This is a genomic window from Scytonema sp. PCC 10023, from assembly GCF_963920835.1.
Lineage (GTDB): Bacteria > Cyanobacteriota > Cyanobacteriia > Cyanobacteriales > Nostocaceae > Kalymmatonema.
The window spans coordinates 1-23038 of record NZ_CAWUDP010000135.1 but is presented as its reverse complement, the minus strand read 5'-3'; the positions used below and the strand labels follow the sequence as shown (position 1 = coordinate 23038).

The following is a 23038-nucleotide window of genomic DNA, read 5'->3' as shown; positions in this document are numbered from 1 at the left end:
ACTCAGACAACTTCTCTACTTCTGGTTATAGATGAAATTTACATCAGCTTATGCAAACACTCATTTTGCCATCTTCCAAAGACCTAACTACCTAGCTAACAAGCTGAATAAGAAGTTCAACCCAGCGTCAGCACCGCAACCACAATCCCTATGGAATGCGATCGCCCAAGCTAAGGGCATTTCCAGGTTCCACCTGGAAACGAGATTTTATATCATGTTCGGCTAATTAGTTATGATTCCCACGTTGGCTGCACCCCACCCCTTTATCCCCTCCCCGCAAGCGGGGAGGGGACGTGATAGCGAAGCGTGGCGTTAGCCATAGCGTAGCTTTACGGGGGTGGGGTTTACTCTAAACACGGCTCAAGTTGGAGCTTTCCTACAAGCCATCCGGCTACTAAATGATTCTGGCAACACTGGTGAAGCGCAAACCCTCTCCAGTTTGTTATTAGAGCGTGGTGAACTTGAAGCCCCAATGCGTCAATTAGTTCTGCAAAGAGTCAGTCAACCTACCGAAGCATGGCGGATTATTGTGGAGCAGCACCGTCAGAACGAACAACCTTTTCACCTACTCTATACCAATGGTCAAAATGAGGATTTGGCATTTACAGTTCGTTATGCTGAAATTGCCTTTGAAGAAGAGAAGGGTGAGGAACTGTAACTTAATTCCTACCCATCTCTACCCATTGCTACTCATTTTTGGGTAGATCTGATAAAAGTTGATCAACAAACTTTCTAAGTTTTTCTTGCCAGTCGGGGATAAATTTTAGCTTTTCCTTTTGTCCTTCATACCCCCTAAACGCTATTACCTCTTTATCTAGGGGACGCGAATAGCGTTTTTTCGCTCCTAGCTTGTTTCCTTTTTGGAATGGCATTGTCAAAAAACTTCAATGTCTGTTAACTTACATATAAGATACATTGAAGGGTCGAATCAATGTTATTGGGTTTTAAAACCGAGCTAAAACTAAACAACCAACAGCGCACGGCATTGATGAAACATTGCGGAGTAGCCCGTCATGCCTGGAATTGGGGATTGGCTTTAACAAAACAAATTTTAGACCACAACAAAGCCAACCCCGACTCTAAAATTAAGTTTCCTACTGCTATCGATCTGCACAAGTGGTTGGTAGCACTGGTGAAATCTGAAAACGAATGGTACTACGAATGCTCAAAAAGTACACCACAGCAAGCATTAATGGCGCTACGAGAATCCTGGAAGCGCTGTTTCAAGAAAACGGCTGGTGTCCCGAAATTCAAAAAGAAAGGTCAACGTGACTCTTTTACTTTGGAAGGCACGGTCAAGATACTTGATAGCAATAAAATCCAAGTGCCTGTGATTGGTGTTCTTAAAACTTATGAGCGATTACCACAAGTATTGATTAAGTCTTGCACTATTAGCCGACAAGCTGATAGATGGTTTGTCAGTTTTCGATTTGACGTAGAACAACAACAATTAAATAAGACAAGTGTTGTAGGTGTTGACCTCGGTGTTAAGAATCTTTGCACCCTCAGCACTGGTGAAATCATATCTGGAGCCAAATCCTACAAAAAATATGAAGCAAAACTATCCAGAATGCAATGGTTGAACCGCCATAAAATCATTGGTTCAAACAACTGGAAAAAAGCGCAGATGCAGGTTGCCAGATTGCACAGAAAGATTGCCAACATTCGCAAAGACACATTGCACAAGCTCACTACGCTGCTTGCCAAGAACCACGGCACAGTAGTGATTGAAGACCTCAATGTGTCTGGCATGATGGCTAATCATAAATTGGCTAAGGCAATTGCTGACATGGGATTCCATGAGTTCCGTAGACAGTTAACGTACAAGTGCGAACTGTATGGCTCCAAGCTTGTTGTGGCTGACCGATGGTTCCCCAGTTCTAAGACTTGTTCTAGTTGTGGAACAAAAAAAGAAACACTCACCTTAAATGAGCGAGTGTTTGAATGTGGTCACTGCGGTTTCACGATTGACCGCGATTTGAACGCAGCTATCAATCTTAGTTTGTACGCATCCGGCAGTTAGTCGGTGAGAGCCTGTGGACTGGTTGATGCCGACATCACTAGAATGAAGCAGGAATTAAACGAAACTCAAAAACATCAACTATAATTCCAGCTATCTTTGTATAGAAAAGAGTATTGTTGAGTAGTTTTGAGTAGGCTTTATATAACGGATTCTACTTATATATCTGGTGTGATGAAACTGAAGATATCAAAAATACTGAATTTCCAGAACTGATCCATAATCGCTGCCTGCGGTTAGACAGAATCAAAGCTATTTTGCCAATAAACGGACATTGGCGACGTGAAGGCTTAGATTTTCTAGAAGTGCAATTACACTTTTATCGAGGAATGGTAAAAGCTTACGAACCTAAAGCTAGATCAATCAATAAAGATATTAGCAGTGAAGTGGTTGACGGTGTGCGCCAAGTTGTAAAGCGTGTTCCGCATCCGTTTTGGTTAATTCGAGAAGTATTGCGGTATGGAGAAGATTGTGTCGTGGTGTCGCCCGAAAATGTGCGATCGCTCGTCAAAGAAAAACTCAAAACCCTTTGCCAACGTTACAATCTAGAAATTTCTTCTTAAAACTTCATTGCAACTGGAGTCAAAGGTGTCAGGTTGTTGCACCTACACCCCCTCCTCCAGCTTTCACTTTACACATCTGCTTCCTTGGTTGTACCTAAAGGAATATTCATTACCAAAGCATTACCAAACTTCGCTCAAATCCAAAATAAATCCCGGTAGCACATCTTCTCCTGATACAGTTGTGGGATTTTCTAGTACTTCCACATCCCGATCTTTCCTGTATGTCTCTACTTTCCGGCTTTTGCGGTCAATCAACCAACCCAAACTGGCTCCGTTTTCCATGTATTCCCTCATCTTTGCCCGTAATGTTTCCATACTGTCAGAAGGAGAACGCAGTTCCACAACGAAGTCTGGGCATATTGGGGCGAAACCTTCTCGCTCTTTGGGCGTGAGTGCTTCCCATGTCTCTAACTTTACCCAAGACGCATCAGGAGAACGGTCAGCACCATTTGGTAAGTGAAATCCGCTAGAAGAATTAAACGCCTTGCCCAGCTTTGTTTGACGGTTCCACAGCCAAAGCTGTCCTTCAATGTCCAAGTTACGGTTACCCGTATCGCTTCCAGTAGGGGGCATGACAATTAACTCTCCAGTCGCAGTTCTCTCTAGCCTTAAATCACGGTTGACGGCGGCAAGTTCCTTAAACTGTTCGTGGCTAACTTTGAATGTTTGGGGAATGGTGATGGTGGGGTTGACCATACGGTAACGCCTCGGTTAATTTTGGGCAGGAATTGCAGGCTATTACTTCATCTATGGTGTCATAGGTCAGTAAATAAAGTGCAAAAAAATTTGGCGTTGCATATTTGCAGGATGAATTTTGTGTTCTTGTGGGATGGGCATCCATACGTGTCAACTTAAGGTGAAAACCAGTATAGAACAAGCTTTAAGAGATTGCCTCGTTCCCAGCCTCAGGCTGGGAATGCAGCCTTGGGAGGCTCTGCCTGCCAATTGAGCGGAGCGGCAGAGCCGCTTCAAGGGCATTTCCAGGTCGAACCTGGAAACGAGATTTTAGAAGGGTTTTAGCTTAAGTTGACACCAATGGCAGGATGCCTACCCCACAAGAATCATCCCTGGATTCAGCTACGCCCAAAATTTAGCCCGCGTAGGCGGGCTTTACTTGTTTAGTTTAGCCCCAGACTTCCAGTCTGTGGGCGTATATAGCGCTTCTCCTTTGGATGAAGTACAGATTTATCTGTGTCCATCTGTGGTTCTTATTTCTTGATGTATTTCACTCAACTGAGAACCGCTATATTTGTAAAACTGCAATACTCCCTTAAGCAATCAACAACCTAGCCTTATCCGCTTGCTCTTGCACACTTTCCTTCAGCCACTCACTGATAGATTTACCCAGTTTGACACCTATTGTTGGATCTTGAGTTAAAGTTTGTTGAATTTTTTGCTGCAACTCTGGTTTCTTCTGATACGCTAGTTCGTCAATTTTCTGATCAGGCACCAGTTTGCGTATCCAGCCGGGTATATCTGTTTCCTTAACTAAGGACTCACCTACAAAATAAGCTAATATCCCAACAATCGGTGCAATGATTCCAGTAAAAAGTAGGATATGGAAGATTCCTGCTAAAACAACGCCTACGATTAAAGCAACAACGTGTCCAACAAATATAGAAAGCCCGGTTAAATCATCAAATGATATGGAAGTGGGAACTTTTTCTGTGTGGTCGCCCAAATCGATTGTTTTGCTGCTAAATGTTTCTAGTGGTAAACCATACTTCCTACAGATTGAATCTGTTTTTTCCCTCACCTCGTTCTGAACTTTTGACAACCACTCAACTAAACAGGTCGTCATTTTGTTATTGGCATCACTTCCTGTTAGCCAAGCTTTGGCTTTTTGCTCTATTTCCGTCTCAAGAGATGAGAGCGTTATGATATCCCTCTTCCGCCAAGATTGGACGCTTGGCTTTATGACCTCATCTACCAAACCATTTGCCAGTTCCTCTGCTAATTTTTCCAAGAATACGGGTATGTAATTTCCCACAATACCTGTCAGTTCTTGGTCAAGGAATTGAGTAATTTCTTCGATAAATCCTTCTGTGCGAATGTAAACCCGTCCCCAACGTGCCAGTCCTCTGGCAATAGAAAGCTCAGGTTCTCCATCTCGCTTGCAAGGCAAATCAGGAAAGACTTCTTGGCATAGTTCCAGAACAAATCCCATTTTGGAAGCACTGCCTGTAAGGAGGATGACGCTGGGTTGAATGCCTATGTGTTCCAACTTTTGTTTGACTCCCTGCAATTCGTCGCGGAAAGCATCACGCCAACTTTTGTTGCTAAGTTCTGGTAGAGGTTGGCTGAGGATTGTGTCCATAATTTTGCCATTGACCAGAGGCAAAAACTTATATTTTCTTTGAATATCCTCAACGCCTACATTAACAATGTTTTCTTCGTAAGAATCTTGATAGTTAAAATACTCTTCTTTTGCTTTACGGCATCGGAGTTCACAGCGATTTTTGTATATTGGGTTTTGCTCAAAAATTTTTTCAAGCTGTGAAATTTCTTCTAGTTGCAGAATTTCTTCATCTCTGAGAATTTCTCCAAGTCGTAAAATGTCTTCGCGTCCCTCTCTATATTGTCTTTGACATTCCAAAGTTTTCTTGAGAATTTCTTTTTCAATGAGGGATGCACCCAAGTCGTGTCCGAAATCTATCGGGGTGTCAGACATACCCTTGACAAGGGTGTAGTCTGTGGTGGAAGAACCAATGTCGATGACCAGCACCGACTTTTGTAATTCTTCTATGGTGAATATGCCGCTTTCTTTGGCATGCATCAAAGCAGCGCGTGACTCTTTGACTACGGTTGCCTTTGGTAAGCAATCTTCAGAAAGGAGTTGTTTGTAAGTCTCAATTTCTTCTTGCCACCATCCTGATGGACAACCTATGAAAAAGTAGTTGTCATCTCCTGACTGAATTTGTTTAGTATCAATCAAATGCTGATAGATAGCATTCACAAATTCTTTAATGTTTTTTTGGTATGCCGGCTCATTAAATTTCCTGCTTTTAAAGGCAATTTCAAAGATGGTGGCATCGGGCATTTGATACGCCATTTCCCCAATGAAAATTCCTTTTTTAGGATGGTGGGCAATGGCGGTGGTTTGGCTTTTCCTGTTATTAATTAGCAGACTTTGAGGAGTTGTTTCTGGATTATCTGCTCGCACCCAAGTTAGAGCGGTTTCTCCGTGCCCTAAATCAAATCCGATAATTTTAATATTGTGATAATCATGCATTTGTAATTCTGTCTCCTAATTTTATACCATGACTCGTTCCCACGCTGTGGCTCCTGAAACCAGAGGCAAAGCCTCTCGCAAGGCATTCCCAGGTGGAACCTGGGAACGAGAGTAAGGCTGCTTGCCTACTGCAAGGCATTCCTAGTGGTCTGTTAGATTAATTTTGATTGCTTTGTAGTAAGCGCTTTAGCGCTAAAGCGCTTACTACATATGAATAATAAATATTGCCCACTTTACGATGCTGAAGACGATGGAGGTTCAACTACGCTACCTGGTAAAAGTACTTGGTCATCTTTCACAAAAGCGTGCTTTAGAGTGATGTAATCTGTGGTTTGTGGGTCGAGACTTGGTTCAAAGTAGAACATTGACCAAGGTTCCATTGCCAAATCCTGTTCTTCTGTGGGTTGATAAACTCGTGTCTCAATTCCGTAGCGTCTCAAAATCGTCGCAGCTTGTTCAATGCGCCTACGCACGGCTGTTGGGAGTTGAGTTTGTTCATCCAGTCCATCCGCCATCAAGTCTTGTAGGTACTCTAACAAGTCTAGATGATTTTCCAGACCGGGTTTGGGTGCTTTCTCTTCCGTTCCGCCGTATGCAGCAACAGTTAGGTCAATTGATTGAAAAGCTTGATAAAGATGGTCAAGTAATCTATCAATATCTACACCTACTTTCAACTCATTTTTACGAGGTTCTGACTGTGAGGCAATACTTGCGTTCTCAGACGACTGCGTTTGCTGAAATATTTTTCCAAGCAAACCTCCGGTTATTGCTCCTATTAATCCCCATGAATAACCTCCTGCCAAGGTTCCTGCTATACCGCCAGCAAGTAGGCTGCTCATAACCTCGCGGTTGTTGTCTACTTGTTGTGATAACGTCTGCTTGTAATAATCAAGCGATGTTAAAGCTTTCAGATTTTTTTCTATCTGAGTAATTGTGTTAAATGGCGCTAAAGTGTTAGAAGTTAACTCAGTTAAGGCTAGCTGGCTTTCGCTTGCCGAGTTGGTAGTGCTGTTAGATTTCTCTAGAGCATTTGGGGTTGAATCTTGCAGTTTGACTAATATCAAAATGCTCGTGTATTGATTAAGCGCCTTTAACATGACTGTAGCAAGGCGCGCCTGTGGTGGAGTCAATCCTCTAATGTAATCACCACTCAAGTCTGCAAGCTTGTTAATCTCTTCTTGGACTATCTTAACCGCTTGCTCAGTTGTTTCTACACGTTCTAATTGAGACTTGAGCTTTTCTTTTATTTCTTTGTAATGAGATACAAGCGTTTTCATAATAAATTTTAATGCATCCCATTCCTATAGTATCTCTGCTATTTTACAGGTCGATATTTATGTTTGTTGGGTTTGCACAACCCTTTTAGTAGTATTTTTAAGTATGTATTGCATATGTTAAATACAGTACATGAAGTTTCAGTTGCATTGTCAAAAGTTATTATATAATAATTATACCAATAATAACCGTAAATAGACGTAGTACGTCAAACCGCCGTTGCGGTATTGAGCGTCCCGCTTGAATTCCTAGGACGGCTCATTATGAGTGTTGCGTCTACAGAGGTTGGCAATTGCCAGTGCTAATTCGGCTGGCTCTACAGGTTTAGTAAGGTGTGTTTGAAAACCTGCTGAGATGATCTTGTTATGGTCAGTCTCTGCTGCAAATGCTGTTAGGGCGATCGCAGGTAACGTCCTTTCTGAGGTTCCCTCCAAAGCTCTCACTTGACGAATCAGCATATATCCGTCCATTTCAGGCATCGCAATATCGCTTAACAGTAAATCGGGTTGTGTTTGTGCGATCGCCTCGAGTGCCTCACTTGCCGACGCAACTGCCTTGACTTCAACCCCATACTGCTCAAGGATGAAAGCTAGTAAATTCAGCGTATCAACATTATCATCCACAACCACGATTCGCAAGCCCTTAAGATCTAAGGAATGCTCAGGTAACCGATAGTCCTTACTTGTTTGTGAAAGAGCAGTTGTGAGCAGGGGTAGCGTTACCGTAAAGGTTGCTCCCAGCCTTTCTCCTAGGCTCATGACTTGAACAGAACCACTATGGAGTTCAACAAGGTTGTGGACAATTGCTAGCCCTAGCCCCAGCCCGCCGTACGTTCTTGTCGTTGCATGATCCGCTTGTCGGAAGCGGTCAAACACATGGGGCAGAAAGTCGGAACTAATGCCTTTGCCAGTGTCAGTGACTGTAATTTGGGCAAAAGAGCCAACTTGTTCCAGGCGAATTTCTACCCGACCACCTGCAGGTGTAAACTTAACAGCATTTGTAAGTAAATTCCAAACTACCTGCTGCAAACGGTTAGGATCACCTTCCACTTTGCCTACAGCAGAAGCAAACTGCGTCTGAATTTGAATTGATTTCGCTTCAGCCGCCAGACGCACGGTTTCCACTGCTGCTTCAATCGTAGCAACCAAGTCAACCGCAGAGACATTCAAGCTGAGCTTACCGCGCAGAATCCGCGAAACATCAAGCAAATCGTCAATCAACCGCGCTTGCAATTTCGCATTGCGCTCGATGATTTCTAACGCTTGAGTCGTCTTTGCTGCATCCAATTTTCGGCTCTTGAGAAGTTGTGACCAACCTAAAATCGGATTCAACGGGGAACGCAATTCATGGGAGACAATTGCTAGAAAGTCATCTTTCATCCGGTTGGCTTTTTCAAGTTCTATTCGGGCAGCACGTTCCCGTTCCAAAGCCTGTGCCCGTTCCTCAATTGCCAACTTCTGATCGTGAATATCGGTACATGAGCCAAACCATTGCATAATTTGACCGTCTCGATCTCGCAATGGAAACGCCCGTGCTAAATGCCAGCGGTATTCTCCGTTAGAAGCACAACGAAGACGGTATTCAATATCATAGGTTTTTCCAGTCTGAAGGGAATTTTGCCAAACTTCGATGGTGTGTTGCACATCATCGGGGTGCAAAATCTTTTGCCATCCTTCGCCTTGTGTTTGCTCTAGCGCCGTTCCGGTGTATTCATACCAGCGTTGATTGAAATATTCATGGTAGCCATCTGGCTTGGTTATCCAAAACATTTGCGGCATTGTATCCGCAAGTGTCCGAAACATTAATTCATTGCGATCGCGTTCTGCTTCTGCTTGCTTACGAGCAGTCATGTCGATAACACAAGAGAACCCGTATTCTGGCGAATCCTTAAATAAGGCAGCAGCAATCAAAACAGACACACGGCTGCCATCTTTGCGGAAGAATTCTTTCTCGAATGGTGTGCAAACTCCATACTTTCTCAATTCCTCAGCTGCTTGCTGAGTTCGCTCAACCTGTTCTGGTGGAGTCATATCAAGCCAATGCAGTTTCCCCTGTCGCAAATCCTCCTGTGTATACCCAACCATTTGCAAAAAGGCGTTATTGGCTTGTGTGATATTGCCGCTCATGTGACCGAAAAACACGCCAAAAATATTAGACTCAACAATGTGCCGGAATTGAGCTTCGCTATTTTGCAGTGCGATTTCTATCTGCTTGCTATCTGTGATATCAACATTGACTCCTACCAGCCGCCAGGGTTGACCTCCATCATCATAAAGAATTCTCGCTCTCGTTTGCAGCCAGCGAATGCTACCATCCCTCCTAATAATACGAAAGTCGGCGAAAAATTCGCTCGTACCTATCGTCAGAGAATGGCTGAATTCTGCTTGTATCTTAGGTAAATCATCCGGGTGAGCCCATCTTGCCCAGTCTTCGCGAGTGCCGCCAAACTCACCAGGTTGCAAACCGTAGATGGCTTCTAACTCCTTTGACCAAAGATTAACATTGGTTTGCATATTCCAGTCGAAACTGCCCATTTTAGCTGCTGCTTGAGCTAAATCGAGCCATTCCTGCTTTTGACGCAATGCCGCTTCTATCTGCTGGCGTTCTGCTTCTGCTTGCTTGCGTTCAGTCACATCCAAAAATGCTCCGACAACTCCTCTGACAGCACCGTCCGGCTGCCGCAAGGGCACAGCTTTGCCGTAAATTGACCTTACATCATCTTCACTAAAGACAAATTCAAATTCTGCCTCAACTTCTTGCCCAGTGCGACTGGCTTGCTGCATCGCTAGTTCATCAAGTGGAATATCTTGACCATTTTTCTGGATTTTAAATGGGAAGGGATATTTTCCATTAGCAGGAGTCGCCGTCATGACGGAACCTGGTGACAAGCGCATCAATTCGTAGGCAGTTCGATTGACTGTCATGTGATGGCATTGTGGATCATGAGCAATCCAGACAGCCGCTGGAACAGTCTCCATGATAGTTTCGAGTTCTTCTGCTCGTGCTTTGGCGATCGCTTCACTTTGCCGCAATGCTTCCTCTGCAACTTTACGAGCAGTGATGTCTACGTTGACAGCCACTGCATTCACAACAGTACCTGTTTGATCTCGAATGGGCACGGTAGAATTGAGAATAGTTTTTCGCTGCCCGTCAAACGTCTCAATATCAATCTCTTCGCTAATCACCGCCTTACCTGTAGCCAAGGTACGGGCTAATGCCCACTCTTTGGCAGCAACAGGTTTGCCTGTACTTGCCCACCAGCCTTTGTATTTGTGGTATTGACTGGCATCATCCAACAGTGGTGCATCCGCACCCCAAATCGCTTTGACGGCTGGATTGATTTCTAAAAGCCGTCCCTTCGCATCAGAAATCAGGACTCCAATAGGTAAAATATCCAACACGCTACGGAGACGCTGACGTTCGAGATCACGATTTGCTTGTTCTTGTGCCAGTATTTTCTCTACTTGTTTGAGTTCTGTTCGTTCCTTAGCAGTCTGTTGCTCTGTATTTAACGAGCTCATCAATAATGCGACTGAACTGAATACGATTAACTCTAATCTGTCAGCCCTACTGGCTATAGCTAACAAGTCAAACGGCTGTGTAAAGAAGTAGTCGTTAACTAAAATAGCCAAGACTGTGGACACTAAACCAGAAGCCAGTCCCCCATACCAGCTACTAAAGACTACAGCAGCAAAGAAAAGTAGTGAAACCTCTTGCTTAAACAGTGATCCTAATAGCAAGCCCAGTAGCAGTGCTAATAAAACTGAAAAAATGGAGACACCGTAGCGCAGTACTTGGGGGCGCTGGACTTTGAGCATACTGCTGGGATTCCTTGCTATAAATTCGTTTTTAGGAGATAGCCTTTAATTTTACTCTCAGCAATAGCTTAATAACTATTTATAAAGTAAATCTTAAATAAAGATGTGTTTATGGCGTGTCACGTATGGCAGTCCTATTTCATTTGTGTTCGCTTGCGTGGCGTTAGGCGCTAGACGTGGCGTCAGCCATAGCCATACTTAGCTTCTTTTACGAACCGCAGAGGACGCAGAGCACACAGAGGAACAAGAGAGAGAATCTCATGTGCCTCCTCAAAGGAGGAGCTTACGCGCTCCGTGTAGCGTACTTGTAAGGCTGATTATTTAGGATTGCTATATCGTTGTTTTAATAAAAGCTTACATTCTAGATAAAAAGCAATTTATGTCTAGATTTCAGTATGCTTGTTTTAGCTTGATAAAGCTTGCATTTTTAGAGCCTCAGACATAGAGCCTGAGGTATAAATACTACATACTTTGCTTGTACTCATCTAACAGTTGAGGAATATAATCATACCCATCAACACCAATCACCGGAATGATTTTAGAACGATTTTGTTGCAATAAATTTCTGAAACTTTCTTCGCCTATTTCTCCCTGCAAAATTGTTAGCAATGCTGCTGTTTTCTGCCATTCATTTGAAGCAATTTGGTTTAACAAGTACATTCCCAAGCAGCCTGTGTAAATTGCTTTTTCTTGGTCTTGTAGATGATAATAAGCTTCTGCTAAATTCGCTAAATTCAAAGCTTGGAGATACAAATCGCCAGAAATTTGCGCTGCTTGGAAGCCGTCTTCCAAATATTTAATCGCTGTTTGTGGTTGTTCGATAACTAGATAAGCGATGCCTAAACTACTGACACACAGAGCTTTACTTTGAACATCACCCAATCTTTCTGATAGTGTTAAGCCTTGTTGTAAGTAGTTAATCGGCATTTCATACGTCTCGGGTTCTACTTGTTCGAGCTGCTGTGCCTGCATGACTTCGCTGTAGCCCAAGTTTACCAGAGCATTTGCTTCTCCCGTACGATCGCCTGTTTGCCGACTCAGTATTAATGCGCGCTGGCTGTAGTCAATTGCTTCAGCATACATTTTTTGGGCAACGTAAGTACGGCTGAGGTGGTTGAGATTGGCAATTTCACAAGGGCGATCGCCTGCATTGCGGGCTATCTCCAATGCTTGCTGATGAAACTCTACAGAGCGCTTATATTGTCCAAATGCTCGTTGAGAATAACCTAAAAGTGTTACAATTCGTGCTTTTTCTTGAGTACCCTCAGCTTGACGCAACGGTTCATCCAGATAATTCAGTGCATCCCGCAAATAGCTGCCAGAAAACGAAGCGAAAATTCCGCCGTACAAGGGAAAGTATGGACGCTGTGCAAAAGTTCGCAGAATCTGTAGCATCACTTGAGAACAACCAGCGCTGTACATTGGCGCACTGCTAAAACCATCTGCTAGTTGACTCCAAATCACTGCAAACGTCAAGAAAGTTGAAATTGACAACTTTGACCCTGCTTTGACGTTGTATGGTTGTTGGTCAAACCAGTTAACTAACCCTCGTTGCAAGTACTGCAAAACGATTGCCATTTCCACCCAGTCGCGGAGAGTGATACCGCGCTGCTGTTGAGCAAATTCTATTGCAGATTGCTCCATTGCCAAGGTGCGAAACAGTGCTTGAGGTAACTCAGTATTCACTTGCTTTGCCCAAGTTGCCCAAGGACCACGTTCTCCCGGTACGCCGCCAAATCCCAGTGACTCCCGGCTTTGCTCGTACATCCAGCTGATCAAGTGGTCTTGTAGTCGCACCCAAGCAGCTACACCACGGGTGATACCTTCTGATATTTGCTGCAAATCAGAATCAGGCTGAGCAAATTGCTGTAAAGATTTTGAAACTTGCTGGATTTGCTGCAAATTTAGTGCATTCTTTCGGTTAAAGTCGATAGTGCGTAAGAATGCAAAGAGACGCTGTCCTGCTTCGGCTGTAGTAATTTCTTTAATTGCAGAAGTAATGGCTTCTACGGTTTTATTTTGCTGTTGAGCGCGTTGCCATTGACTTTGAATCGTCTTTATTGCCCTAAGAGTGCGGGTTGCTTTCGCTTGCTTGAGTTCATCTTTTTCGGTGTCTACTTGTTGCTGCGTAGAACTGAGGCGATCGCTCAAAGCTAGCTCAAAAACTTCCCCTGTGTCAGCGGTCACACCTTTAAGCAACATTTGATACACTTGCTCTTGGGAACTTATCTTGCCCTTAAGTGTATTTTGGACAATTTCGTCGATTAAGGCGAGATACTTTTCACGCAATGGCAGAGAGTCAGACACTTTAGCAACCAGAAAGGGATACGTTAATTTTAATTCCTGTCTCGGTAAAGGTGCACAAGAAGATGAGGAGGATGAGGGGGATGAGGGGGATGAGGAGGATGAGGGGGATGAGAGGGAATAATAATTTTTCTTTTGCTTCCTCATCTCCCCCTGTTCAAGAACTGCTCCCTCATCTCCCCCTGCTCCCTCATCTCCCCCATCTCTGTTAAGTGCGTCCGGCGAGATTGGCAACAACGGTAGCTAACTCAGTTGGATTGACTGGTTTGGCAACATGAAGCTGAAAACCTGCGTTGAGTGCTTGTGTACGGTCTTCTGCTCTAGCATATGCTGTCAACGCCACTGCTGGAGTTCGTCCGCTTTCACCAGGAAGCGCCCTGATTTTACGAATTAAGGAGTAGCCATCTTCTTGTGGCATACCAATATCGCTGACTAAGACATCCGGTTGAAATTTTTGCAGGGTAACAAGTGCCTCACGAGCAGATGACACTGCTATGACCTGTGCTTTATGCTGTAAGAGCACTGTGGACAAAAGCTGACGGGCGTCTGGCTCATCATCTACGACTAGCACCCGCAAGCCTCCCAAGTTTGGAAGACCGTCTTGAACCTCTTGATCCCCAAGCGTAGATAAAAGCTGCTCTCTTTCACTTGTCTTTGTTGCCCCAACTTTCATAGGCAGATTGACAATAAACGTCGCCCCGTGTCCAATTCCTGGACTTTCGGCACGAACTGTACCACCGTGCAATTCTACCAAATGACGCACAATTGCTAACCCCAAACCGAGTCCGCCATGCGATCGCGTACTTGAGCTATCAGCTTGGCGGAAGCGCTCAAATACATACGGCAAAAACTCAGGAGCAATGCCTTCTCCTGTATCTCTCACCTGAAATTGCACGCGGGAATTCATGATTTCAAGTCGTACATCTACCGTTCCCCCCTTAGGTGTGAACTTAACGGCGTTGGAGAGTAAATTCCACACAATTTGTTGCAAGCGGTTGGCATCGCCCAAAATTACTCCCACACTTGGGTCTGAAAAATATTCTATACAAATTTCCTTGGCGTCAGCCGCTGGAATTACTGTATCAATTGCGACTTTTATAACAGATGTAATTTTGACCGGAAGCACATCTAGGCGGAGTTTACCAGTAATAATACGAGATACATCCAAGACATCCTCTATTAGTGTTGTTAGGGATTTCGTGTTGCGGTCAATTGTCTCCAGCGCTCGGGCAGTGGTTTCTTCATCAAATTTACGGCTCCTGAGTAGTTGTGTCCAGCCGAGCATTGCGTTGAGGGGGGTACGGAGTTCGTGGGAGAGTGTAGCTAAAAACTCATCCTTCATGCGATTTGCTGCTTGTGCTGACTCGCGGGAAGCTTGTTCTCTTGCCAACAGTTGTTCGCGTTCTTGCTCTGCTTGCTTGCGATCGCTAATGTCAATCATAAATCCACGCAGTATCTGCGGTCCATCCTCTCCCCGCACCACATTGACAATGTCATACAGCCACACGACTCTGCCATCTGCTGCTAACATTCTATATTCAAATTCGTAATTCTCCAGAGACAGCGAACACTCTATACAATGCTTGATTGCCCACTCCCGATCCTCTGGATGGATATGATCAGCCCAGAAATTGTCGGTGTACCAGTCTGACAATGGATAGCCAAGAATCTCAACTGTTTGCGGTCCTACATAAGTAAAATTGCCTGTAGTAGCGTCTGCCTCCCAAGGAATCACTCGCACCTTTTCTGCCAGTTTGCGAAACCGTTCTTCGCTGTGTTTGAGAGCTGCTTCTGAAAGCTTGCGTTCCGAGATATCACTGATTAAGGCAACAAATCCTACGACTTCTCCTTGGCTAAATTGAGGAACGTAAGAGACGTTCACATAACGGGTTACGCCATCCTGATAAAGTAAATGAGTTTCGTAGGAAACTTGCTCTCCTGTTAATACCGCTTCCACATACGGACGAATTGACTCGTAACCTGACTCGCCTACAACTTCTTTAATATGCTTGCCGTAAATTTCTGACGCGGGAATCCGATGCCATTCTTCATATCTTTTATTATTAAAGCGATAGCATTGCTCGGCATCGACATAGGAAATTAAAACTGGCACAGCATCTGTAATCAGGCGCAGTTGTTCTTCTCGTTGATGCAGTGCTTCTTCGATCCGTTTGCGTTCCCTCAAATCCAGAGAGAATACAATCATCTCCTGTTGACAGTCGTAAGGTTCCTGCAACAGTGCACCACCGATGAGAATTGGGACACGGCTACCATCTTTGTGGATGTATTCTTTTTCAAAGGGAGTGCCAACTCCCTGTTTGCTGAGTTCTTCTGCCCGTTGTGCATCCAAATGCCGATATTCCGGCGCTGTTATGGCATCCCAATGTAACTTACCTTTTGCTAGTTCTTCACGGGTATAGCCCACCATGTTGAGAAAATAGTCGTTGGCGTAGTGGACACCGCCACTAAAGTCGCCTAAGGCTACACCAAAAATATTCGACTCCACCAGTCTGCGGAACAGCTTGTCGCTCTCGCGCGTGGTATCTTGTGATATCTGGCGTTCTGTCGTGTCGTGTTGAGTTCCCCACTCTCGCACTAGAACACCATTTTCCACACTTGGGACAAGATTGTTTAACAATCCTCGCGGGAAGTCCCCCGGTTCCGTTCCTACACCGGGGGATGAGAGCGAGGGCAGAATATCTGGTAGAATACGAGTAACATTGGTTGGTTTTCCAACCACAGTCCGCGAAAACCAAGCGGCACTCACAAAAATCAAACTGCCCTGGGAAGCAGGGTGGCTGCGCGGGTTCTCCCAAAGAGGGGATAAAGGCAGAAATGTCAGAGATGCTGAGTAAGACCAATTTGTACTTGTACAAGGAGGCATCGGCAGATGAGACGCGAAGCCCCGCACGTAGCGTAGCCAAGTGCGCGGGTACTTCACAAAGTACTTATAATTACTATGCTGCTCTATCTGACTTTTCACGTCATGTGGAAAAACCAACGCGAAACCTAACCCCCCAGCCCCCTTCGGTACTAGGGTTGGGGCTAAGGTAAAAGCCTCTCTCCTTGCAGGAGACAGGTTTGGAGAGAGGTTTGACGGATCCAGTGAAAAGTGAGGCTGATCTATCTCATGGTATGCATCGATTTTATCAAAGTGCTGCTTAAGCGTGCGTAACCCTGTTAGCGAACTAATAAGAATCGCTACAGGTACGAACGTCCCTAACTGCAATATGTTATCCAGAGCAAAATTGCCTAGCAAGTACACAGGTTCTGTAAAAAAGTAGCCCATAGCCAAAGTACACAGAGCAGTAGCCAGCAACCCTGGTTGCATGCCACCATACCAGGTACTCACTGCTACAGCCGCAAAAAACAGTTGGCACAAGGTTGGCATCAGCAGTGACTGTAGCAATAGTGTTAGTATGAACGCGCCACCAACAGCCAAGGCTGCCACAGCGTAAGGCACAAGAAGAGGGCGAATTCCTTTCAAAGTGGGTTCTCCTTTGGTGCAGCACTCACAGCAACAATTGCTTGCTCTACTGCTGTAGCTTGTATCAGCAACTTTACTTTGTTAAAACTGTAATTGCAGATAATTTTAAATAGTTTTAAATTTTTTTCAAAAATACCGAAAATAAGTTTATATTTTTTTAACATATTTTCATTTTTCCTTGACCTTCATAAAACCTTGCGGTGAGTGTGGAAACGAGCGTGGCTTTGATTGCTCATGCAGCTTTTACGTTATTAATAGTTAAATGTAAGACACATCTTGCATTGTAAAAAAGCTGGGAAAAGCGAAAAATGGCTCGCACGTCCACATTAACTTTTGATCGTGGCACATTAATTTTGCATCCACCACCACGCGGCAAAGCTTGGATGGATTTTGCTACATGGGATGATAGAGTGGAAAAATTCCGCATTCCGGCTATTCATTACCGTGCTTTGGTGGAAGCAATGCAAGCGGAAAATACTGACTTTATCGATGAAGCTAAGGCGTTTTATCCTCTGGAGTTGGTTCCCAGTGTGGAAATGGAACCTTACCCGCACCAAAGTGAGGCGCTAGCAGCTTGGAAACTCGCGGGAAGACAAGGGGTGGTAGTCCTTCCCACAGCAGCGGGAAAGACGTATTTGGCGCAGATGGCGATGCAAGCCACACCACGCACGACGCTGATTGTCGTTCCAACGCTGGATTTAATGCACCAGTGGTATGCTCATTTAAAGGCGGCGTTTCCTGATACTGAGGTGGGGTTACTGGGAGGTGGTTCGCGGGATAGAACACCTGTACTCGTTGCCACTTACGACAGTGCGGCTATCCATGCGGAAAGTCTGGGGAATTTGTATGCTTTATTAATTTTTGATGAATGTCATCATTTGCCAACAGATTTTAGTCGAGTAATTGCAGAATACGCGATCGCACCCTACCGTCTGGGATTATCTGCTACACCCGAACGTACCGACGGCAAACACGCTGATTTAAATATTTTAATAGGCACAGAAGTCTATCGTAAAAGAGCTGAAGATTTAGCAGGCAAGGCGTTAGCAGAACATGAAATTGTACAACTTAAGGTGAAATTATCACAACTGGAACGGGAAAGATACACTCAGCTGATTCAAGTTCGCAACGACTTTTTGAAGGAATCAAAGATTTCTTTGGGGAGTCTTCAAGGCTGGCAAAATTTTGTGCAGATGAGTGCGCGATCGCAAGCTGGACGTAGAGCGATGTTAGCGCACCGGGAAGCGAAAGAAATCGCTTTGGGAACTGATGGAAAGATAAGAGTTCTTGCTGATATATTGGCTCAGCATTATCCGGAACGTGTTTTGATTTTTACTGCTGATAATGCTACGGTTTATCACATTTCGCAAGAGTTTCTTGTTCCGGCTATTACTCATCAAACTCCTGTGAAGGAACGTCATGAGATATTAACAAAATTTCGGGAAGGGGAGTATAAAACTCTGGTTGCTTCTCATGTTTTGAATGAGGGTGTTGATGTACCTGCGGCTTCTGTGGCTGTTATTTTATCTGGGACTGGTTCGACACGGGAGTATATTCAAAGATTGGGAAGGGTTTTAAGGAAGGGGAAGGATAATAATAAGCAGGCGATTTTATATGAGGTGGTGGCGGAGGATACGAGTGAGGAGGGGACTTCGGCGAGGAGAAGAGGTGTGGAGAGAAATGAACCGCCAAGACGCCAAGAACGCCAAGGTAAAGAGGAGAAGAAAGGGAATTTGCGGGTTGTTTATGGGAGTGGACAGGAAAAGAGCCTTAAGGCTGCTGAACAGTTAGAGATAAATTATAAGGTTCAAAAAAAGCCGCCGATAAACACGGATGAAAGTTGATAATGTTTCAATAGTTCTTTGTGTTCATCTGTGTTTATCTGCGGTTTAAAATTCCAATGTTACCAACAGAGTTACTAAGTCACAGGCAAAATGGGGAAGAGATAATCCCAAAGAGACTAAAGATTGATGATAAGAATTTGGCGATCGCTTCTGAGTTAATGAGTTGTTTTCAGAAGGTTGTGGGTGATACTCAGGGTGCGCTGGAGCGTCAGTTGTTGGAGTTGGAGGGAGATACTCCTGATTATAAAATAAAGCGGGGTTTGGCTTATATCCTCAAAAGCGCTTTTTGCACGTTTGAGGTGGTGAGTCCTTTGGAACCTCAAATGTTACGAGAAAGGGTTTTTGCTCTAGCTGCGAAGTCTCCTCCGAGTCGGGAGTTGACTGAGGTTACCTTGACAAAAATTGCTGATGAATTGAGTCATGAACTTGAGCGCGAAGTTTTGCCGAAACAAGTTCGTGATGGGTTATATGCTGATTTGTCTGAGAATAAGATTTTAACTGCTTTTGATACGCCAGATTCTAAGGAAGTTTTGCATCGATACAATTTATCTCAGGTGCAAGGGGTGTTTTATAAGGCGAGTCAGCTGATCATAAATGCTCATCGCAATGTTCCAGGGCAATATAAGCTTTTATTTCGCTATCTTAAGTTGTTTCAATTAATGTCTTATATTGAGGGCGATGCTGACCACGGATTTACAATTACGATTGATGGTCCGACGAGTTTGTTTACTCCAAGTACACGGTATGGTTTGGCGATCGCTAAGCTGATTCCGGCGTTACTTCATGTGACGAAATGGAGTCTTTCGGCGACTCTGCAAACTCGTGATTTCTACACAAATACATGGAAGACTGGGCGTTTTACTCTCAATTCTGAATGCGGGTTGGTGTCTCATTATTCAGCAGGCAAGCCATACGATAGTATGTTAGAAGAGTCATTTGCTAATAAGTGGGAGTCAATGAAAACGGATTGGGTGTTAGAGCGAGAAGTTGACCTCATTCCTATTCCTGGAAGTGTGATGATTCCCGATTTTAGATTAGTGCATCCTGATGGTCGTACGTTTTTATTAGAAATCGTTGGTTATTGGCGACCAGAATATTTACAAAAGAAGTTTTCACAGGTGCGACGTTCGGGATGCGATAACTTAATTTTGGCAATTTCTGAACGATTGAATTTGGATAAAGCAGGAGTAAAATTAAATGATGTTCCTGCAAGAATTGTTTGGTTTAAAGATAAGTTGTTGCCAAAATCAGTGTTAGCGGTGATGGAATAAAAATTCGTGAGGTCCCAACTGAATTCTTCTTGATTAACTGAAAGAACTCAGGAGTCAGAAGTCAGAATGAACTTCTGTACGACTGGGTGACTCGTCTTGGGGTTTAAATAACGACAGTTAATACGGGAGCCAGTACTGCAGGAGGGTTTCCCGACCTAGGTATCTGGCGTTGTCTACAATTGGTTGGGGTGCTACTCCGATCGAATTGATTCTGAGTTCTGCGTTCTGACAACTGAGTTCTTCTTCAATTCATCGTTTTTTCGTTTTGTTGTACCAGACATTCCAAAGCTTCTCTTGTCTTTAGCTGGGGAAATTCGGAGTAAAAATGACTCACACTAGAGAAACGTTCTGGTGTTGCAAGGATAATCACGCGATCGCCCCACTGATGTAACCAAGGTAGCAACTTCAAGGGCGCTACTGGAGTACATAACCAAACTTCAGCCGGAGAAAGTGCCTTGAGAGATGTTGCGGCTACTGCCATTGTCATACCTGTGGCAATACCATCATCAACTAAGATGAGCGTAGCACCTTCGGTATTCACCTGCGGACAGCCAGGACTCAATTGAGCTTGAAGAGACTTCGCTTGAATCGCAGCTGTATCTAATGCTGCTTCTCGCCACCCTGAATTCGGCAGATTGCGAAAAGACAGCTTGTGCTGATCCCAAAGAACATTTCCGGAAGCAGTAACCGCACCAATAGCTAACTCGGGATTTTCTGGATGGCTAATTTTTTTCGCTACCTCTATCGTCAAGGGACAGTTGAGGAGACGCGCTACTGGTGCTGCTACTGGTAATCCTCCTCTTGGCAAAGCATAGACAATTGTCTTAGGCTTTGCTACCGAGTTAGCAGTTTGCTGGGTTAAAATAGCCTGAATCGCTTGCGCCAGTTGCTCACCAGCTTGAATGCGGTTAGTAAAAAGCGGGGTGTTTCTCATGGTTGCCCCAGCATACGACAGCGTCTATGCTTCTATCATGACTGATTTTGACTCAGGTTAACCCATAATTATAGGACTTACGCAAGAACTAGTCGTGAAACTCTTATTTCTTGTGTACAAGTGCGTACGAGTGCGGTAGCCTGTGGCACGCCACTGAGCGCAAAGCGCCCCGTGAGGGATACGCATCTACGTTTTTTGATAATTTTGCCTAAGCCCTGAATTATGGATTTAGCGAAATAACGATTTCGCTACAGAAATTCACATCTGCACCCATGCGATCATCTACGGTGGGCGCTCTGCGCCATCGCTCGCTGCCAATGTGCCAAGTGCTAATCATAAATGTTCATTGTTAATACTCTCATAAATACTGGATAGTAATTTTTCAAACACAACTGCTTTAAATTCTTCACTATTCATCACTTGCATAAAGATTTTTTCGTTACCGTCCATGCGTTCGATAAATAGATTTTCAAGATGCTTTTTTAGAACCGGGGCAAAGTTTTCTTTTGTATTGACTTGAGCCGCTTGTTTGATGGAGTCATTAGCGATCGCCGTTTCGGTAATTTGCTCGAAAAAGAGTTGGTCGGCTGGGGTGAAGTTAGTACCAAAACGTTCGTTAAGGGAGTCAATAAGCTGGGATAAGGGGACTTCTTTATCTGGCTGGCGAGTTCCGACTGCGCTAGCACCTCGTAATGGTTCTGCTTTACCTTCGGTTAAATCAATTTTCCCTTCACTGATTTTTTCAAGGCGATAAAATTTTAGTTCTATATCCCCAGATAAATCAATTTTTGGAGCTTGGAGACTACGGGGTAATTTGTTTAGTAAAAAACATAGAACCGGAAAAGGCAACGAGGGATTTGATATCGCTATAGTTTTTTTCTTTAATATATTTATCAAAAGCAAGTTTGTATTTAACGGCGTGTTCACGGGAACGGGTGACAACCATTGCTTTGGCTCTACCCCCAATTTTGTGGCGGGTATGGTTGCGGAAATGTTCGACGATGATTTCTACTTTTTGGGCGATGTTGTGGGGATGAAGTTCAACGAATCGGGCGATTTGCTTGGCTGCTTGGCGACGCGGTAAGTCAGGGTCATTTTCCGAGGTGCGGACAAGTTCGTAATAGCGATCGTAGTAGGTATAATTTGCCAAAACGTCTTTAATATAGCCTTCTTCAATGGCTTGGCGCATCGTGTAGAGATGGAAGGGGGCTTCGCCGTTCTCTCCGGGTTCATCGAATACGAGTTGAGTTTTGTACTTAGGGGTGGCGGTAAAGGCGAAGTAGCTGAGGTTTGGTTGTTTGGTGCGGCTGATTTGTTCTTTTAGTAATTGTTGTTTGGCTTCATGACTGAGGTCATCTTCCTCAAGTTCATCTTCCAGGAGTTGAGCGGCGATCGCTGATTCGATACCATCTTTATTAAGGATTTTGCGGAGTTCTGTGGCGGTTTCTCCGGTTTGGGAGCCGTGGGCTTCATCAACGATGACGGCAAAGCGTTTATCTTTGGTGGTAATGTCTATGGTTTTACCTTTTTTGGCTAAAGTCTCGATGGCTTTAGTAATGAAGGGGAATTTCTGGATGGTAGAAATGATAATAGGTACACCGCCGCTGAGGGCTGTGGCGAGTTGTTGGGTGTTTTCGTCAATTTTTTGGACAACTCCGGCTTTATGTTCAAACTGATAGATAGTGTTTTGCAGTTGTTGATCCAGTACGGTGCGATCTGTGATGACGACAACGGTATGAAAGATTTTTTCGTCTTGGTTGTCGTGGAGGTTGGCTAGGCGATGGGCTAACCAAGCAATAGAGTTTGATTTTCCAGATCCGGCGGAATGCTGAATCAAATAATTATGTCCGGCTTTGTGTTGTTTGGTGTGGGCGATGAGTTTACGAACCACATCAAGTTGATGGTAGCGGGGGAAAATTAGGGTTTCTTTTTTCTGGTAATTAACGCCAGTGGCGGTGGGAATTTTGGTTTCTTTAATTTCGATGTGGAGAAAACGGGCTAAGATGTCCAAAAGGCTATCTTTTTGTAAGACTTCTAGCCAAAAGTAACTGGTGCGATATTGTTCATTATCTCCAGGGGGATTACCTGCACCGTGATTATTACCTTTGTTAAAGGGTAGGAAATGAGTACTTTCTCCAGCGAGTTTGGTGGTCATCCAGATTTCTTCGGTGTCTACGGCGAAATGGACTAAGCACCGTTGTTTAAATGCAAATAGCGGGTCTTTGGGATCTCTATCGGGTAGAGTCGATAGGAGGTATTACTCTCCGTACCTCTCTGTTAAATCTAGACG

At 44.3% G+C, this 23038-nt stretch carries 17 protein-coding genes; 6 read left to right on the top strand and 11 right to left on the bottom strand.

Annotation, left to right across the window (positions count from 1 at the left end; translation table 11 throughout):
- Positions 1-31: 31 nt before the first annotated feature.
- Positions 32-226 carry a hypothetical protein gene (locus ACM0OZ_RS43075; RefSeq protein WP_414589021.1) on the top strand — a complete coding sequence of 65 codons (195 nt, stop codon included), beginning with the start codon at positions 32-34 and terminating at the stop codon, positions 224-226.
- Between the two features lie 111 nt (positions 227-337).
- Positions 338-658: a hypothetical protein gene (locus tag ACM0OZ_RS43070; RefSeq protein WP_414589019.1), complete on the top strand. Its 321-nt coding sequence runs from the start codon at positions 338-340 to the stop codon at positions 656-658.
- 28 nt (positions 659-686) lie between these two features.
- Here ACM0OZ_RS43070 and ACM0OZ_RS43065 read toward each other — a convergent pair whose 3' ends face one another.
- Complete coding sequence (locus ACM0OZ_RS43065; RefSeq protein WP_414588349.1) at positions 687-872, bottom strand: hypothetical protein; 186 nt, start codon at positions 870-872, stop codon at positions 687-689.
- A 59-nt stretch (positions 873-931) separates the two neighbouring features.
- Here ACM0OZ_RS43065 and ACM0OZ_RS43060 point away from each other — a divergent pair, with 59 nt between their 5' ends.
- Together ACM0OZ_RS43060 and ACM0OZ_RS43055 are read left to right on the top strand one after the other, a co-directional pair.
- Positions 932-2023, top strand: coding sequence for an RNA-guided endonuclease InsQ/TnpB family protein (locus tag ACM0OZ_RS43060; RefSeq protein WP_414588350.1), 1092 nt, complete (start codon positions 932-934; stop codon positions 2021-2023).
- 161 nt (positions 2024-2184) lie between these two features.
- On the top strand, positions 2185-2583 hold the full coding sequence (locus ACM0OZ_RS43055) for a WYL domain-containing protein (protein WP_414589024.1): 399 nt from the start codon (positions 2185-2187) through the stop codon (positions 2581-2583).
- Between the two features lie 120 nt (positions 2584-2703).
- Here ACM0OZ_RS43055 and ACM0OZ_RS43050 read toward each other — a convergent pair whose 3' ends face one another.
- From ACM0OZ_RS43050 to ACM0OZ_RS43020, 7 genes are all read right to left on the bottom strand, one after another.
- Positions 2704-3279: a Uma2 family endonuclease gene (locus ACM0OZ_RS43050; protein WP_414589017.1), complete on the bottom strand. Its 576-nt coding sequence runs from the start codon at positions 3277-3279 to the stop codon at positions 2704-2706.
- Between the two features lie 574 nt (positions 3280-3853).
- The gene (locus ACM0OZ_RS43045) at positions 3854-5815 is read right to left on the bottom strand and encodes an Hsp70 family protein (RefSeq protein WP_414589016.1); all 1962 of its coding nucleotides are present in this window, start codon (positions 5813-5815) and stop codon (positions 3854-3856) included.
- Positions 5816-6048: 233 nt separating this feature from the next.
- Complete coding sequence (locus ACM0OZ_RS43040) at positions 6049-7092, bottom strand: hypothetical protein (protein ID WP_414589015.1); 1044 nt, start codon at positions 7090-7092, stop codon at positions 6049-6051.
- A gap of 246 nt (positions 7093-7338) precedes the next feature.
- Complete coding sequence (locus ACM0OZ_RS43035; protein WP_414589013.1) at positions 7339-10908, bottom strand: PAS domain S-box protein; 3570 nt, start codon at positions 10906-10908, stop codon at positions 7339-7341.
- Between the two features lie 462 nt (positions 10909-11370).
- Positions 11371-13215: a tetratricopeptide repeat protein gene (locus ACM0OZ_RS43030; protein ID WP_414589023.1), complete on the bottom strand. Its 1845-nt coding sequence runs from the start codon at positions 13213-13215 to the stop codon at positions 11371-11373.
- Between the two features lie 205 nt (positions 13216-13420).
- The gene (locus ACM0OZ_RS43025) at positions 13421-16699 is read right to left on the bottom strand and encodes a PAS domain S-box protein (RefSeq protein ID WP_414589011.1); all 3279 of its coding nucleotides are present in this window, start codon (positions 16697-16699) and stop codon (positions 13421-13423) included.
- On the bottom strand, positions 16696-16863 hold the full coding sequence (locus ACM0OZ_RS43020) for a hypothetical protein (RefSeq protein ID WP_414589009.1): 168 nt from the start codon (positions 16861-16863) through the stop codon (positions 16696-16698). The genes ACM0OZ_RS43025 and ACM0OZ_RS43020 overlap by 4 nt, the downstream gene beginning before the upstream one ends.
- 144 nt (positions 16864-17007) lie before the next feature.
- Here ACM0OZ_RS43020 and ACM0OZ_RS43015 point away from each other — a divergent pair, with 144 nt between their 5' ends.
- Together ACM0OZ_RS43015 and ACM0OZ_RS43010 are read left to right on the top strand one after the other, a co-directional pair.
- A complete protein-coding gene (locus ACM0OZ_RS43015) occupies positions 17008-18543 on the top strand; it encodes a DEAD/DEAH box helicase family protein (protein ID WP_414589007.1) in 1536 nt (511 codons plus the stop codon).
- 56 nt (positions 18544-18599) lie between these two features.
- Complete coding sequence (locus tag ACM0OZ_RS43010) at positions 18600-19814, top strand: DUF790 family protein (protein ID WP_414589005.1); 1215 nt, start codon at positions 18600-18602, stop codon at positions 19812-19814.
- 244 nt (positions 19815-20058) lie between these two features.
- Here the strand turns inward: ACM0OZ_RS43010 and ACM0OZ_RS43005 are convergent, their stop codons facing one another.
- The 3 genes from ACM0OZ_RS43005 to ACM0OZ_RS42995 form a co-directional block, all read right to left on the bottom strand.
- Positions 20059-20748, bottom strand: coding sequence for a phosphoribosyltransferase (locus tag ACM0OZ_RS43005; protein WP_414589004.1), 690 nt, complete (start codon positions 20746-20748; stop codon positions 20059-20061).
- Positions 20749-21081: 333 nt separating this feature from the next.
- Positions 21082-21597: a hypothetical protein gene (locus ACM0OZ_RS43000; protein ID WP_414589002.1), complete on the bottom strand. Its 516-nt coding sequence runs from the start codon at positions 21595-21597 to the stop codon at positions 21082-21084.
- Entirely contained in the window at positions 21551-22903 is a 1353-nt protein-coding gene (locus ACM0OZ_RS42995; RefSeq protein WP_414589000.1) for a DEAD/DEAH box helicase family protein, read from the bottom strand. The genes ACM0OZ_RS43000 and ACM0OZ_RS42995 overlap by 47 nt, the downstream gene beginning before the upstream one ends.
- Positions 22904-23038: the final 135 nt, after the last annotated feature.